General features: G+C 31.7%; 14 protein-coding genes. 10 read left to right on the top strand and 4 right to left on the bottom strand.

Annotated features, from left to right (window positions below; all coding sequences use genetic code 11):
* The first annotated feature begins 174 nt into the window (after positions 1-174).
* The gene (locus tag BMY33_RS21445; RefSeq protein WP_091412318.1) at positions 175-1320 is read left to right on the top strand and encodes a glycosyltransferase; all 1146 of its coding nucleotides are present in this window, start codon (positions 175-177) and stop codon (positions 1318-1320) included.
* 3 nt (positions 1321-1323) lie between these two features.
* Here BMY33_RS21445 and BMY33_RS21450 read toward each other — a convergent pair whose 3' ends face one another.
* A complete protein-coding gene (locus BMY33_RS21450) occupies positions 1324-2256 on the bottom strand; it encodes a GNAT family N-acetyltransferase (RefSeq protein WP_091412320.1) in 933 nt (310 codons plus the stop codon).
* 551 nt (positions 2257-2807) lie between these two features.
* Positions 2808-4607, bottom strand: a complete 1800-nt coding sequence (gene typA / locus BMY33_RS21460) for a translational GTPase TypA (RefSeq protein ID WP_091412324.1) — start codon at positions 4605-4607, stop codon at positions 2808-2810.
* Between the two features lie 275 nt (positions 4608-4882).
* On the opposite strand from typA, the gene kdsA reads away from it, so the two are divergent.
* Complete coding sequence (gene kdsA / locus BMY33_RS21465; RefSeq protein WP_091412326.1) at positions 4883-5701, top strand: 3-deoxy-8-phosphooctulonate synthase; 819 nt, start codon at positions 4883-4885, stop codon at positions 5699-5701.
* Here kdsA and BMY33_RS21470 read toward each other — a convergent pair.
* A complete protein-coding gene (locus BMY33_RS21470; protein ID WP_091412328.1) occupies positions 5688-6050 on the bottom strand; it encodes a DUF1801 domain-containing protein in 363 nt (120 codons plus the stop codon). The two genes, kdsA and BMY33_RS21470, sit on opposite strands and share 14 nt — an antisense overlap.
* A gap of 61 nt (positions 6051-6111) precedes the next feature.
* Between BMY33_RS21470 and BMY33_RS21475 the strand changes: the two genes are divergently transcribed.
* The 8 genes from BMY33_RS21475 (at position 6112) to BMY33_RS21510 (ending at position 12190) form a co-directional block, all read left to right on the top strand.
* Positions 6112-7593, top strand: a complete 1482-nt coding sequence (locus tag BMY33_RS21475) for a carboxypeptidase-like regulatory domain-containing protein (protein WP_170837148.1) — start codon at positions 6112-6114, stop codon at positions 7591-7593.
* Between the two features lie 74 nt (positions 7594-7667).
* The gene (locus tag BMY33_RS21480) at positions 7668-8273 is read left to right on the top strand and encodes a hypothetical protein (protein ID WP_091412332.1); all 606 of its coding nucleotides are present in this window, start codon (positions 7668-7670) and stop codon (positions 8271-8273) included.
* Positions 8274-8313: 40 nt separating this feature from the next.
* On the top strand, positions 8314-8607 hold the full coding sequence (locus BMY33_RS21485; protein ID WP_091412334.1) for a winged helix-turn-helix domain-containing protein: 294 nt from the start codon (positions 8314-8316) through the stop codon (positions 8605-8607).
* Positions 8608-8661: 54 nt separating this feature from the next.
* A complete protein-coding gene (locus BMY33_RS21490; protein WP_091412336.1) occupies positions 8662-9129 on the top strand; it encodes a Coq4 family protein in 468 nt (155 codons plus the stop codon).
* Positions 9120-9434, top strand: coding sequence for a hypothetical protein (locus BMY33_RS21495; RefSeq protein WP_091412338.1), 315 nt, complete (start codon positions 9120-9122; stop codon positions 9432-9434). Before BMY33_RS21490 ends, BMY33_RS21495 begins: the two co-directional genes overlap by 10 nt.
* Positions 9431-10087 carry a DUF1361 domain-containing protein gene (locus tag BMY33_RS21500; RefSeq protein WP_091412339.1) on the top strand — a complete coding sequence of 219 codons (657 nt, stop codon included), beginning with the start codon at positions 9431-9433 and terminating at the stop codon, positions 10085-10087. The genes BMY33_RS21495 and BMY33_RS21500 overlap by 4 nt, the downstream gene beginning before the upstream one ends.
* A gap of 29 nt (positions 10088-10116) precedes the next feature.
* Positions 10117-11481, top strand: a complete 1365-nt coding sequence (creD, locus tag BMY33_RS21505; RefSeq protein ID WP_091412341.1) for a cell envelope integrity protein CreD — start codon at positions 10117-10119, stop codon at positions 11479-11481.
* 214 nt (positions 11482-11695) lie between these two features.
* Complete coding sequence (locus tag BMY33_RS21510; protein WP_091412344.1) at positions 11696-12190, top strand: DUF192 domain-containing protein; 495 nt, start codon at positions 11696-11698, stop codon at positions 12188-12190.
* A 75-nt stretch (positions 12191-12265) separates the two neighbouring features.
* Here BMY33_RS21510 and BMY33_RS21515 read toward each other — a convergent pair whose 3' ends face one another.
* The gene (locus BMY33_RS21515; RefSeq protein ID WP_091412346.1) at positions 12266-15952 is read right to left on the bottom strand and encodes a starch-binding protein; all 3687 of its coding nucleotides are present in this window, start codon (positions 15950-15952) and stop codon (positions 12266-12268) included.
* Positions 15953-16220 lie beyond the last annotated feature (268 nt).

The following is a 16220-nucleotide window of genomic DNA, read 5'->3' on the forward strand; positions in this document are numbered from 1 at the left end:
TATCTAGCTCCATTTATGAAGTATTTTAATCAAAAAATAATTCAATAGGATTCAGTTTTTATTATTACAGTATTAAAAATACCTTTACAGCAAAGATATTTGTTTTTGTGAAAGCCCATAAAAACGTATGATAATTTTTTAAAGCCTTAAATATAGAGACTTAATATTACCTCAATGAAGATATTATTAGTAGGAGAATACAGTCGATTACACAATTCGTTAAAAGAAGGTCTAACAAAAAATGGCCATGAAGTAACTATTGTAGGTAATGGAGATGTGTTTAAAAAATATCCAGTTGATATAGATATTGATGGAAGTCTTGTGAAAAATAATTTTGTACTTAATAAAATTAGACATTTAATTTTTAAAATAACTTCGATTGACATCGCATCACTCGAATCATATATTAAATTCAAAAAAAATAAGAACTCTCTATCTAACTATGATTTTGTTCAATTAATTAATGAGACTCCTTTTAATATTGGACAATATTTCGAAAAAAAACTCCTAGCGTTTCTTTTCCAAAACAACAAAAACGTTTTTTTACTTGCCTGTGGAGATGACTTTAGATTTATTTCCTACCTACTTTCTGGAAAATTTCCTTACAGTACATTAACTCCACTTCTAAAAGATCGAAGTCTAAAAAAACAATATGAACACACTTTAAAATTCGTCTCTGAAAAACAAAAAAAAATACACAATTACGTATTTAGTAATATAAAAGGTGTTATCCCTGCAAGTGTAGAATACAAGGTAGCTTATAAAAACACTTCTAAAGTATTACCTCTAATTCCAAATCCAGTAAATACTGATTCGATCAAAGTAATACCCTTCGTAAAAGATAAAAAAGTAAAAATACTTCACGGAATCAACACTTCTAATTACTTAAAAAAAGGGAACAAGTATTTTGAAGATGCTTTAACTATTATTAAAAAAAAGTATCCCAATAAAATCGAATTAATTACGACAAAAAACCTCCCTTATAACGAATACATTAAACACTTTGTAGCCGCAGATATTATATTAGATCAAGCTCAAGCTCATGATCAAGGATATAATGCCCTAGAAGGCATGGCAATGGGAAAAGTAGTTTTTACAGGTGCTGGTGACAATTTCAGAAAACATTATGATCTTAAAGAGGTCGTAGCGATCGATACATCACCAGATAGTATTAAAATAGCTCAGGATCTAGAAAGGTTAATTCTTAAAACTGATTTGATCCGTGAAATAGGAGAAAATGCTAGAAAATTTATACAAAAAGAACATCATTACATAAACATTGCGACAAAGTATATAGAAATCTGGAAATCCAACAGCTAATAGCTACAATACTAATTCATAAAAGTCCTGCATATAAATTTCACACCCTAATTCTTCTTTCTGTTTTAATAGTCCAAAATTATCATCAGTTACAGTACCCATATCAAAAAAACGAAAACCTTCTTTTCTATATCGATCAATGAGGAATATAAAAAGGAAATCAAGTGCTCTATATTGTTCCCCACTATTAGTGACAGCACCATACTGAGATTTCACCACCCCTGCATTTTTAAAAATAGTAATTCCAGCTAAAATTTCATCATTCAAACTAATTACAAATTGATGTATAAACTCTGGAAATCTATTTTTAAGTAGATGGATTTCTTCTAAAGTATGGACAGGTTTTACATTATGTTTTTCCTTTAATCTTGGAATCAACACTTTTTCCCAAAAACCGGAAAAATCATTCACTTCTTGTATCTCAAACCCCAAATGTTTTCTTTTTTCATAATGTTTCAATTTACTTTTATGAATACTTGATGGAAGACTATAATCTATGGCTAGATTTAGATCTCTACCATAAAGTTTAGCTCCATACTCCGACAGGAAAAATGTGAATTCGTTGGTTGGTTTTTGATGATAAAAAACTGGAGTAGGCTTTATAAAAAGATTACAGAATTTTTGAGCACGTAGAAATCTAACAATCTCAGAAAGTATATCCTTCACCTTTTTTCCACCTATACTTTGTTCTAGTATCAATCCTCCGTAGGTTAAACCTTGATGAGAATAAATATTTCTATCCTTGATATTAGCAGGAAAAACAGCTATTAATTTAGATTTATCAAAAATCAATAAAGAAAAATCATGAAACCTATCAGAATGATATTCCATAAAATCTCTATAAAAAAGAAACGTACCGTTTTTAGTATTATCTATAAAATCGTTCCATAAAGAATGATCTTTCTCCTCATATTTTTTAATCGTATACGTTGGCAAAGTAATTATTTATATAAGTGAAAATAGTTAATTTGTTTGAGTATCCGGAATATAAGTCTTACTTTTAAAATATTAAGGTAGAAGTTATGCTTCTTTTCTTAAAAAAAGGTAATAAAAATTTATACCTGCAATTGCCGTGTTAGTAATTATTATTGGTAACGACCAATTCAGTAAGACCCCATAAATTACAAAAGCCACACACCCCACCGTATTTATTAGACGAAGTTTTTTAATGTTACGCATTAGGAATGAGATGAGCACCATAAACGATGCAAAGTATCCAACCAGTTCTATTATTAAATTTTGATCTAAAGACATAGATTAATGTATTTTATCGATAAAAAAAAGTATTTTACCGTTATTTTAAAGGATTTTACAAGTTCAAAGTTGAATCTAAAAATTACATTTGCACGGAGAAAAAATTATATTAAAAATAATTTCACTCCCTAAAAACGAATTGATCCCAAAACCATAATTACCCCAAAATTTTGACAAAAAATCCCGAGTTTCCTCGGGATTTTTTACTTGTATATAATATCTAAAGAATAAGATTATACGATCTTATTTCTTTTACGTTCTACTTCTGTTAAGAATACTTTTCTTAATCGTAAATGATTAGGAGTAACCTCTACATATTCATCCTTTTGGATATATTCTAAAGCTTCTTCCAAAGAGAATTTGATTGCCGGAACAATCTTAGCCTTGTCATCTGCACCAGACGAACGTACATTACTTAATTTCTTAGTCTTGGTAATATTTACAGCCATATCATCTCCACGAGAATTCTCTCCAATCACCTGTCCTTCATAAATATCCTCTCCTGGATCTACAAAGAATTTTCCTCTATCCTGTAACTTATCTATTGAGTATGGTATTGCAGACCCCTTTTCCATAGAAACTAATGAACCATTAATACGACCAGGAATATCACCTTTAAGAGGTTGGTATTCTTTAAAACGGTGCGCCATAATTGCTTCACCTGCTGTAGCCGTTAATAATTGGTTACGTAATCCGATAATTCCTCTTGATGGAACCATAAATTCACAAACCATACGGTCACCTTTAGCTTCCATGCTTAGCATTTCTCCTTTACGCATCGTTACCATTTCCACAGCCTTACCAGATACATTTTCTGGTAAATCGATGGTTAATTCTTCAATCGGTTCACACTTAACACCATCAATTTCTTTAATGATCACCTGTGGTTGACCGATCTGTAATTCATATCCTTCACGACGCATTGTTTCAATCAATACAGATAAGTGAAGTACACCTCTACCAAACACTAAGAACTTATCAGCACTATTTGTCTCATTAACTCTAAGTGCTAAGTTTTTCTCTAATTCTTTCTCTAATCTTTCTTTGATATGTCTAGAAGTAACGAACTTACCGTCTTTTCCGAAAAACGGAGAATCATTAATCGTAAATAGCATACTCATTGTAGGCTCATCGATTGCAATAGTTTTCAAACCTTCAGGGTTTTCGATATCAGCAACGGTATCACCAATTTCGAATCCTTCTAGACCTACTAACGCACAAATATCTCCAGCTTCAACTTTATCAACTTTCATTCTTCCTAAACCTTCGAAAGTGTGAAGCTCTTTTATTTTAGATTTTTTTATTGTTCCATCTCGTTTTACTAACGAAACCTGCATTCCTTCTGTTAATGTTCCTCTCTGTAAGCGACCAATAGCAATTCGACCTGTAAAAGAAGAAAAATCTAATGATGTAATTAACATCTGTACTGTTCCTTCTTCAATTTTTGGCGCAGGAATATGTTCCATCACCATATCCAATAAAGGCTCTATATTATCTGTTTCTTTCTGCCAATCATCACTCATCCAATTGTTCTTAGCTGAACCGTATACCGTAGGAAAGTCCAACTGCCACTCTTCTGCTCCCAATTCAAACATAAGATCAAATACTTTTTCATGTACTTCATCAGGAGTACAGTTTTCTTTATCCACCTTATTAACAACCACACAAGGTTTTAAACCAAGATCAATTGCTTTTTGTAGTACGAAACGTGTTTGCGGCATTGGTCCTTCAAAAGCATCAACTAATAATAATACTCCATCAGCCATGTTCAATACACGCTCTACTTCTCCACCGAAATCGGCGTGACCTGGTGTATCAATAATGTTAATTTTTGTTCCTTTATAAGTAACAGAAACATTCTTAGAAGTAATTGTAATTCCTCTTTCGCGCTCTAGATCATTATTATCCAAAATCAAGTCTCCTGTATTTTCGTTCTCACGAAACAATTGACAGTGATACATAATTTTGTCTACCAAGGTAGTTTTACCGTGATCTACGTGAGCAATTATAGCAATGTTTTTTATAGCAGTCATATACGCCTGAATTTAAGGGTGCAAATGTACGTTATATTTTAATAGTTTGTATATTAAATCAAAAATAATAAAACAGCTTCAAAATCAAATACTTAAACCCTACTTCTAAAGCTGCTAGAGTTTCAGTTAACAATTAGCTATTATAAGACCACACCAATAAAGTAAGGACTTTATACAACTAATAAGTAATATGATATTTAACTCAGAACTTCTTGAAGGATAATCTTTTCATTCAATAATTAAAACGCATATCTTTGCATTCTTAAAATATCGATATGGAACTTTCTAAGATTAAAAATCTCAAAAACCTTGATGCTAATAATTTTTTCCTTCTTGCTGGACCTTGCGCCATTGAAGGTGAGGAAATGGCATTACGAATTGCAGAAAAAGTTGTAGAAATTACCAATAAACTAAAAATTCCTTATGTTTTTAAAGGTTCTTTTAAAAAAGCTAACCGAAGTCGTATTGATAGTTTTACCGGTATTGGTAATGAAAAAGCTTTAAAGATTTTGCGTAAAGTCGGAGAAACATTTGAAGTGCCAACAGTAACTGATATTCATGAAAATGATGATGCTGCCATGGCAGCGGAATATGTTGATATTTTACAAATCCCAGCATTTTTAGTGAGACAAACAGATCTAGTTGTTGCCGCAGCCAAGACAGGAAAAACTGTAAATCTAAAGAAGGGGCAATTTATGAGTCCTGAAGCTATGCAACATGCCGTAAGAAAAGTAAAAGATAGCGGAAGCGACTTAGCCATGATAACAGATAGAGGAACTATGTTTGGATATCAAGATATGATCGTCGATTTTAGAGGAATACCTACAATGAAGGAATACGCTACAACCGTTCTAGATGTTACACATTCCTTACAACAGCCTAATCAGACTAGTGGAGTAACTGGTGGAAGACCGGATATGATAGAAACGATAGCACGTGCTGGAGTAGTAACTGGCGTTGATGGCTTATTTATGGAAACACATTTTGATCCTGCAAATGCAAAAAGTGATGGTGCAAATATGCTAGACCTGCAATATCTAGAAAAATTACTTAGCAACTTAGTAAGTATAAGACAAACTGTTAATTCGTTATAATTTTTTTATCTCTATGTGCATATGCCTGATGAAGTAGAGCAATAAGTACTTGTTCTTCTATTTCTTTAGACTCATAATAACGTAAAGATTTAACGTATTTTCTCTTATCCGATTCTAGTTTATTGACATACTCGGTAAAATATTGTGCGCCCCAAAAACCGATATCAATATATCCTTTGGTTACATTTAGATAACAAATAGGACTTTTATCTACGTAATAAAAAGGGACTTTCCACTTAAACAACAACTGCACCTCTGGCAGAGTAGTTTCGATAATTACCTGGATATGGAGTAACATAGATCGAAATGGTTCCGGTTGGTTAAGAATATAATTTTCAGCAGGATTCAATAAAAAACAGTATTTTTAGATAGTTAATTTATAATTATTAACCCCAAGATATCTAATCACATTGAAACCTCAAAACCTAACTCAATTAATCTACCTCTTACTCTTTTTACTACCTGTATTAGCTTCAAGTCAGGCAAAAAAGAAGAAACAAGAAACATATACCATAGAAGCTACTGTCTTGGATAAAAACAGCAAGAATCCTTTACCATTCACAAATGTTTTGATTGAAGGAACATCTATAGGAACTATAACTAATGAAGAAGGAAAATTTGAACTAACAATAAGTAAAAAATATGAGTCCTTTAAGGTTGTTTTTTCCTTCGTAGGATATGAAAACAGTAGTCTTTCTGTTAAGAAACTAAAAGACACTTCTAAAAAAGTATACCTAAAACCTATCTCAACCTCACTAGATGAAATTGTTGTTACTGCAAAAAATAAATACAAAGAACTTATTGATCAGGCTATTTCTTTAATTTCAAAAAATTATTCTCAAAAGTCTATTCAACTCGAGGCATATTATAGGGAATTGACGAAAATAGATGACAGTTACACCAAATTCTCTGATGCGGCCAGTATCATCCAATATTCAGCATATGATTCTAATTTTGATTATTTATTATCTAATACTAATTACATTCAATTTAATCGCTTAGAATACAATATCAATCAGGTTCCTTATCCTGAACCTAAAGAATTTGTAGCTGACACCAGAGATCAAGCAAAAATAATAGCTCTAAGAAAAAGCAATAACTTACAAGATTACCGGATTTTGGAACAATCAAAGAAGCTAAAATCCATTGACACTTTAAACCTAAAATGGTTAGAAAACAATGAAATAGGCGGAGGTCCGCTTCGATTAACAGGAGCAGATAAAATAAAAAGAAGAGAAGATTTCTTCGATCCTAAAATTAATAGCAAATATCTTTTTACACTCTATGGGAAAAGTATTTATAACAACAAACCAGTATTTATAATCTCTTTTAAACCTAAAGATTCTAACAACATAGAGACTCGATACAAAGGAGAAATAACCTTAGATAAAGAAAGTAAAGCAATCATTGCATATCAATACCAGCTTACAAAAAAAGCAAAAAAAGCTCTGAATCAACGATTTGCTACTCAATTAAAAACTCCAGAAACTATTGAGAAAAAGACTAAAAAAGCCTTCATTACGCGTATTACTAGCCTAAAGAATTATAAAATATATGTAACATTTTCTAACTATAAAGATAAGTGGTACCTAAAAAGAATTAAAGCAATTAATTCTTATGAAAATACTGGTGATTTATTTGAAAACTATAAAATAACTACTGAATCTGAATTAATAGTTGGTGCAGTTGATACTGGGAGAACCTCACCATTAGCTGGTCAAGAAGTTTTCAAAAACAACTTTTCCAACGCTCTATTTAACTACCCACTTTCTTATGACAGTGAATTCTGGAATAACTACAACAGCCTTATTGCAACTGGCGTTATCGGAAAAGCTCTTGAAGATTTAGAAGTCAAAGGAAGTTTAGAATCACAGTTCAAAAACAAAAATTAATTTTAGATTTCTTACAAAAAAACTTGCGAGATATACTTTTTTAATTTTACTTTGTATTTCAAAGTACTTTTAATATGAGCACAGAAGATTATTTAAAAGACATTACAGAGATCAAAGACATGATGAATAAATCATCACGTTTTTTCTCTCTAAGTGGTTTATCAGGAATATTAGCAGGGATCTATGCAATTATAGGGGCAGCAATTGCCTATTACCTTGTCCGCATCAGCGGTATAGATTATGTTATTGCAGAAGGAAAAATATTTAATTACATTTTAATTGATCTAATGGCTGTGGCTCTTCTAAGTATTGTAACTGGAATTATATTGAGTAATAGAAAAGCTAAAAAAAATAACGAAACCCTTTGGAATGGAACTTCCAAAAGATTACTCACTGCTTTTCTAATCCCATTAGTTACTGGCGGTATTTTTATAATCATCAAAATTTATAGTCATCATTATGGTCTTACGGGATCATTAATGCTTATTTTTTATGGATTAGCTTTAGTAAATGCTTCAAAATATACTATTGGAAACGTAAAGTATTTGGGGTATGCAGAAATTATATTAGGTTTGGTGTGTTCTGTATTTCCTACCTATGGTTTTTGGTTTTGGGTCGTAGGATTTGGAGTGATGCATATTATATACGGCAGTTTAATCTATTTACAACACGATAGGTAATTCTTCAGAACATTTAAACTTTAAGCGTAAAAGCTAAACAATGAGTAGTATAATTGGCAACATAAATAAAGCATTTGATCACCGAATACGACTGGGTATTATGTCTATTCTAGTGGTTAATGAATATGCGGATTTTAAAATGCTAAAAGAATTATTGGGAGCAACTGATGGTAACCTAGCTAGTCATACGAAAGCATTAGAAAAATCAGAATATATATTAGTCGAAAAATCATTTATTGGCAAAAAACCCAACACCAGATACAGTGCTACCAAAAAAGGTCGTGAAGCTTTTAAAAAACACGTAGAAGCTATTGAAAAATTACTGAAACAATAGCTATATTTTTTTATCAATTTACTTTGAAATTCAAAGTACTTTTAAAAACTAAAGATGAGATCTATATTATTAGAAATATTATATGAATGGAGTAAAATCCCATATCAAAAATGGTTCAAGAAAGAAGATCCTTGGGACATTCCGGTATCACAATTATTAAGGTATCCTCAAACAAGCCTGGGATTTCACTTAGGAAGTTTCTTGCTACAACATGATTTTACACCTCAGCCTAAATTAGAAAACCATGATGTATTTCATGTGCTAACAAAAACAGGAATTACTGTTCCTGAGGAAATATCAATGCAATATTACCTTCTTGGTAACGGTAAAAAGAGTGCATACTTATATACTGTCATTTTCATAGGAACCGTACTCTACCCTGATAAGTTTAGAGTATTTAGAAATGCATTTAAGCAAGGACGCAATGCATACTCATTTCATCAATTGGATTTCAAGAAATTACTAGATCAATCACTAGACACCATAAGAACAACTTTTTTAATAGCTACATCATGCAAATAACACAATCAATAAATCGAAATGCTCTTATGATAGCAACTTTTAGTTTCCTTCTGGGTACAATACTTCTATTATTACACCTCATTGTTTCTTGGGAACAAATAATTATGATAGGTCTTTTTTATGTTATCATAGCTATTGTTCTAAATGGAATCACTTTTATTGGATTATTAGCCAATACAATTATAAATTATCACTACTACAAGGAGAATCTAACTACTGTACTAGTGTTTTTATTAAATATTCCTATTGCCATAGGATACTTCTTAATCGTTATCAACAACCCATTTCATAATACCATACTATGATAAATACTTTTCAAAAACAACTACCCTTTATTAAAGGTTTTAGTATAGCCATAGCATTTAGCATAACTCTTTTACTAATTAGAGTTATAAGGCTAGAATCCAATTTTTATTTATTCTTAATCTGGAATTTATTTTTAGCCTGTATTCCTTATGGAATTACTGTCGTACTAAGTTTTGGTAAACTAAAAGAGAATCGATTCATTTTTGGATTAGGATTTATTTTATGGTTAGCTTTTCTTCCTAACGCTCCTTACATCCTAACGGATTTACAACATATTCGTCTTAGTACCTTACATTCTGTATGGTTTGATGTATTATTAATTCTATCATTTGCAATAAATGGGTTAATTATTGGATTTGCCTCTCTGCGTATTATGCAAAAACTTCTCAATAACCATTTTTCTAAAAAAACTACGAATTTACTAATTCATATCACCCTTTTGTTATGTGGATTTGGCATCTATATGGGAAGAATACTTCGATGGAATAGTTGGGACCTAATCCAAAATCCATTACACATTCTCGGAGATATATTTAGACGAATTATATCGCCTATTGAGTATATACATACTTGGGTATTTACTCTAGGTTTTGGTTGTTTTTTAATCATAACCTATCATCTAATTCAACATTATCATAAAGAAAACAATTAAAAATACAATCACTATAAAATCAAAGAATCATGGAAAATCAAAAACCAAGAAAGTCCTTTGGACAATGGATAAAAACATCTATTACTATCCGTATGCTTATGGTTGGAATATTAATTTTGGTATTATTAATTCCACTCTCTTACATTAAAAATTTAATTCAAGAACGATCAATAAGACAAGAGCAAACGGTAGTAAGTGACATCAATCAAAAATGGGGAAATCAAGTAATGCTTTATGGACCTATTCTAAAAATTCCATATCAAACTCATAACATTAAAAAAATATGGGATGAAAAAACTAAATCATACACTGAAGAAGACATTATTACGGTTCGACATGCTTTCTTCTTTCCTAATTTATTAGACATCAAAGCAAACGTTACATCTGACACACTAAAAAGAGGTATTTATAAATCTCCAGTATACACTTCTGACATGAAGATTAAAGGATCATTTACAATACCATCTTTTGAAACACAAGATATAGCACAAGAAGATATTCTATGGGACAAATCGACGGTCATCCTTAACTCTACCAATCTAAAAGGAATAAAAAGCAATCTCCAACTAAAACTTGGCACAGAAAATTACTTACTACAATCAAAATACTCTAAAGATTCATATACCAACACATTGGAAACTAAATTCCTAAAAGAAAACTCTTGGCCAAAAGATAAAACAGTTGACTTTAATTTAGATCTTATCATCAACGGAAGTAATCAATTAAAATTCATACCTGTAGGTAAAGAAACCAATGTAAACATAACTTCAGATTGGGCTTCTCCTAAATTTGACGGAAATTATTTACCAGACCCAAAAACTAAATCCATTACCGACAAAGGTTTTAAAGCAAGCTGGAAAGTACTACAGGTAAATAGGGAGTTTGAACAAGAGTTTTTTGGTGAACTCCCACATATTAATTCCTCCGCATTCGGGGTGAAATTCATTGTTCCTGTAGATGATTATCAAAAAAGTGAGAGAACAGCTAAATATGGATATCTAGTAATTGCTCTAACCTTTTTGGTGTTTTTTTTAATACAAACTATTAGCAAAATAAATATTCACCCGTTCCAATATCTGATGATAGGATTAGCTTTAACGATGTTTTATACATTGTTAATCTCTATATCTGAACATTCTAGTTTTTTATACGCCTATCTAATCGCTGGTACATCTGTAGTATTATTGATCTCTACATATTCTAAAGCAATTCTTAAAAGCTTTAAGTTTATGGCTATGATATCAACATCTTTGACCGCGTTATACGCATTCATATTTGTTATCATTCAACTAGAAGATTATGCATTATTAGTAGGAAGTATTGGACTATTTTTAATACTAGGAACCATTATGATGGTGTCTAGAAAAATTGATTGGGGAAATGATGGGGTTTAATATTTTTTTATAAATCATATTACTAATTTTTTAAATAACAAACAAAAATGCTGGTTAGTTAGTTGAGAAAAGTCGTGCTTCATTTTTTTTGAAGTGCGGCTTTTTTTTAACAAAGATTTGTTTCTATTACAGATTGTGTTTCAAAAAGAAAACCGTTACTTTTCATTCTTAAATATATCCAAATCTATATTGGAATAACAAAAAGAAAACACCAATGAAAAAAGAAATATTTATACTAGTTATTGCGATTTCCTGCATATTTGTTTTCTCTTGTAAAAAAGAGGCTAATAAAAAGATTGTTACGGAGGAAATAAAATTCACAAAAGAGGGAACACTCTCTATTTATGCTTTACGGGATTCTATTCCAAATCAAATTATCTCTTTAGATATAGAAATTGCAGATAATGATTACGAAAGAGAAACTGGACTAATGTATCGTAAAACTATGGAAGAAAAAAGAGGCATGTTATTTATTCAGGAGAAGTTTAAACTACAAAGTTTTTATATGAAAAATACATTGATACCTTTAGATATTATCTACATTGATGATCAATATAAAATCGTGAGTTTTCAAAAAGATGCAAAACCATTAGACGAGACTTCTCTCCCTTCAGAAAAACCTGCAAAATATATTTTAGAAATAAATAGTGGATTATCTGATCAATGGAATCTAAAAATTGGGGATTCTATATCCTTTAAAAGAAACTAAATTTATCAGAATCAAATAAAAACCCTTGAAAAATTATTCTTTTCAAGGGTTTTATCTAGGGATAAATCGGAAAAATTATTTAATAATCTTCACAACCTTATTAACAGTTTTACCACTGAATTTCACAAAATATATTCCTTTTGCCACATTAAGAGGTATTGATATAACTCCATTTTTACTCGATATCACATCAGAATAATACAACCCTCCTTTTACATCTCTAATCGTAACACTAAGAGATCTATCCTCTCCCGATATATTAAAGTTAATCTCATCTTTAAAAGGATTAGGGTAGATTGAAGAAATTATTGTTGTAGCTGTTTCTGATTCTTTATTTAATGGATTACTTACCCAGCCTGCATCATACCATCCTTCTCCACAGATTTGTAAATCTTCTGTTTGTTGTTCTCCATTCGTACTAAAAATAACTTTAGCACAGGCTACACCAGACAATGTATATTCATACCATCCATCTCCATCTATATCAGTCATTTGGACACCAGGCCAAGAAGTAGTTAAAGATGTGGGCGTTGTTTCCCAATAATACAATGTTACAGGATTCCAATTGGTATTGTTATTATTAAAATGAATTGTCAATTCATCATCAGAAACATCACCAGGACAAGCTGTTGGACATTGATCATACCATTGATTAGTAGACGAATCATACCATCCATCTATCTCTCTCATCAAATCATCTGATTGTCCTCCATTGTTGTTATTATTAAACACAATACCTATATCTGCATTTTCTTCTATTAAAAATGAATACCATTGAGAGGTTTGTTCTCTATTCATGGATTGACCTGGCCAATTCCATCCTGGTAAAGGCTGATTTGTATTTTTATCAAATAAGTATACATATACTTCATCCCAACTAGACACATTTCGATAATAAACAGTAAATGATTGAGCTTCATTGACATTATAATCTTCAGAAATAATCGATGACTCTCCAGTACTATTATAAGCAATAACTTTTAAGACAGTATCTCCAGTAAAAGTTAATGTATTCTGATACAAGGAACTAGAATCAGAGGGTTCTGATCCATCAATGGTATAATAAATCATTCCTTGATTAGTTGATGACAAATTAACTGACACGCTTCCTTCATAAGAACCTCCTTGTGGAGTTACTAACAACTCTGGTAATCCTAAAACTCCTGGACAATCCGAAGGACATTGGTTATACCAAATATTTTCTGAATATACATACCAACCATCTACGTTTCTAAATTGGTCGTCGGATTGTTCTCCACTTCCATTTGTAAAAACAAGACCAACTTCTACTGATTCCGATATAGTAGTGATATACCACGGTGAATCTTGTTCTTGATTCATTAATTTACCTGGCCAATTCCATCCTGGTAACGTTGCATTATTATTTTTATCAAAAGCATATACATAAACCTGACTCCAATTAGAAGTGTTCTTAAAATGAACATCATAAGAAGGCAGGTCTCCAAATGTATAATTCCTAGTGATTACTTCAGAAGAATTTCCATCTTCATCAAATGCTATTGCTTTTAAAGTAATTGGTTCGCTATCACTATTTCCTATATCGAAAGAATTTATATACTCCTCACTTGATTGATCAGGCTCTGATCCATCTGTTGTATAATAAATAGTAATTCCGTCATTAGTTGCTGTTGTAGAAGCCTCTAACTCTACTTGTATTATATCATCAAAATTTCCAGAATCTGGAGTTACAGTAAGAGTTACTTGATCACTACTATTAAATTCTCCAACATAAACATGCTGAATAGGAGTCTTAAATACATTCCCTTTAGTATCCACTGCTTCTACATAATAATCCACTAATACATTAGACAAACCTTTAATTTCTGCATAACACAAGTCCGCAATTGCGGTAGGCTCTATGAACAAATCTATTTCTGGATCTTGTGTTACATTTCCTTTAGGAAATTGTTTTTGCACCATAGAAACGCTACTCCAAGAGCTAACACCATCTCCACTAGAATACACATCATTTACATTATCAGAAATAGGGTTTATTCCATCATTATCGGTTCTATATTTTAATTCTACAGATGCCAAACCATTTACATCATGTGCAAATGTCCAAACATGAAAATCGGATGTATTCTGAACTTCTTGATACGCGTAAATAGGACCAAACCCTTTCCCGCCTGGATTATATGGAAAACGTTGTGGTATAAATACTGATGGAGGTGTATTATCCTGTTCTGGAGCATCTCCTATTTCGGCTTTCGCATGTTCTATAGCAATATTACCTGCTAAAGTTTGCTTTACTTCCATATCAATTGCCTTACCATAATACATATAACCACTAGTTAAAGATGGTAAGAAAAAATGCCAAGCTTTTTCTGCATTAGAAGCTCCGAAAGAAGGATCAATAACTTTCGCTATATCTATACCTCCACTATTGTCCTCTGCAGTTAAAACATAGTTTTCTGCAGCAGTTATTACGGCCCAATTTCTAGCATCCTCAGTCCAACCATCCGGATTAAACATATAATCTGTGGTATCATACAAAGGCCATAACCAATTAATAAATTGAGGATGTCCCCAATCATTAGCCGCATTAACCCAAGATCCATCTTCTACCTTTACAATATCACCTTCTGGAACTGGGTAAGAATTTAAGAATTGTTGTATTGTAGTGGGATCATATCCTTTAGAAGCAGCTTCATTAGCAAACCCAGGAACAGACTCTTGGTAATAGCTATCTCCTCCTCCCCAAGCATTATCTCCATCATGAGCTAGTAATACAATCGATGGTTGACTTGCATTACTAAAAGGAGCGATATTAGCATCTATTTCTCCTGTTTCCATAGAACTAAATCCGTTCTGATAACTCAATAAATCAGCCATCGGAACAACGTCCATTTTATACGTTTGACCAGTTTCTGGATCAATATACTGTGCTTTGTGTGCTTGATAACAATATGGAGCAGCAAAAGTCCCTCCTCTTCCATCAATTTGACCCTTCCACCAATTCTGTCCATTGGTCGCTACTTTATCTGCAGCATTAGGTGGATCAATATTTACTCCAGAAGTTCCATAATCTAATGGGTAATCATTTAATGTACGAGACAAATGACTATTAGCAACAACAGACCATTGAAAACCTTCTTCTACTAAAACCTTAATAATCCTCTCAGAAAAAGAACATTCTGCTGGCCAAAAACCTTTAGAATATTCTCCTCCAAAAGTTTCAGTCATTATTAGCTTATGAGTTTTTAATTCCATTCTTAAAGCACGTTCACTTATTAATGGTGCTAACGCATGATGAAATGTAAACCCTGTTAGGTCCATCCTAGGTTGTCCACCAGATGTTTTCCAGTTTTTAGCTTCTATAAAGTTATTTTCCCAACCTTGGCTATATCCCCAAACTCCGGCATTTCCTAAACTATTTACATTTTCTATTAAACAACCAGAATAATTAACTTGTGCTCCTCCATTTGGTAACCCTAATAGTGTTTGAACAGAATTTTTGGGACCATATTGATATGCTTTTACGCGATCATATTTACCAAAAATCTCCTCCAAATTATTTAGAGGATGACTTATTCCATCATCATATATATTCCAGGAATCACCAGAGGTTTTTAAATTATGGGACTCTAAAACAGTCTGATAGCGATTAGGATTTTCTTTACTTTTCTCGGGCCAATAATTCGGCTGTTGCATATGCCACAAGTAAGAAGTGTGGACTTGTTGTGCTACTATCCCTGAATAGACAAATAGCAGTACTAAAAATAAGTTAGTGTTTTTCATGAATCTTGTGTGTTAAATATATAATTGTGTTATGTTGTAAAACAACATTTATATATTCCAACGACAACTAACCCCTGCAAAGAAAGCTTCCCAAATCTTATATTTGCAAACTACTTATAGATATCTCAGCATCATTATATGTTCAAAAAAAAATGAACAACTAAAACTTTCGTTTATATACAACCAAATAATAGTAAAAAGTAGATTGACACTATTTTAAACCCCACCCTAAAACTATCAATGAGTTAAAAAATTAACTGTTTAATAA

It is taken from the genome of Aquimarina amphilecti (assembly GCF_900109375.1).
In the GTDB taxonomy this organism is placed as follows: domain Bacteria; phylum Bacteroidota; class Bacteroidia; order Flavobacteriales; family Flavobacteriaceae; genus Aquimarina; species Aquimarina amphilecti.

Excerpts from the sequence above, each read along its gene's own strand:
- BMY33_RS21445 (WP_091412318.1), top strand. The coding sequence starts at position 175 with ATGAAGATATTATTAGTAGGAGAATACAGTCGATTACACAATTCGTTA.
- typA (WP_091412324.1), bottom strand. The coding sequence starts at position 4,607 with ATGACTGCTATAAAAAACATTGCTATAATTGCTCACGTAGATCACGGT.
- kdsA (WP_091412326.1), top strand. The coding sequence starts at position 4,883 with ATGGAACTTTCTAAGATTAAAAATCTCAAAAACCTTGATGCTAATAAT.
- BMY33_RS21480 (WP_091412332.1), top strand. The coding sequence starts at position 7,668 with ATGAGCACAGAAGATTATTTAAAAGACATTACAGAGATCAAAGACATG.
- BMY33_RS21485 (WP_091412334.1), top strand. The coding sequence starts at position 8,314 with ATGAGTAGTATAATTGGCAACATAAATAAAGCATTTGATCACCGAATA.
- BMY33_RS21490 (WP_091412336.1), top strand. The coding sequence starts at position 8,662 with ATGAGATCTATATTATTAGAAATATTATATGAATGGAGTAAAATCCCA.
- BMY33_RS21495 (WP_091412338.1), top strand. The coding sequence starts at position 9,120 with ATGCAAATAACACAATCAATAAATCGAAATGCTCTTATGATAGCAACT.
- BMY33_RS21500 (WP_091412339.1), top strand. The coding sequence starts at position 9,431 with ATGATAAATACTTTTCAAAAACAACTACCCTTTATTAAAGGTTTTAGT.
- creD (WP_091412341.1), top strand. The coding sequence starts at position 10,117 with ATGGAAAATCAAAAACCAAGAAAGTCCTTTGGACAATGGATAAAAACA.
- BMY33_RS21510 (WP_091412344.1), top strand. The coding sequence starts at position 11,696 with ATGAAAAAAGAAATATTTATACTAGTTATTGCGATTTCCTGCATATTT.
- BMY33_RS21515 (WP_091412346.1), bottom strand. The coding sequence starts at position 15,952 with ATGAAAAACACTAACTTATTTTTAGTACTGCTATTTGTCTATTCAGGG.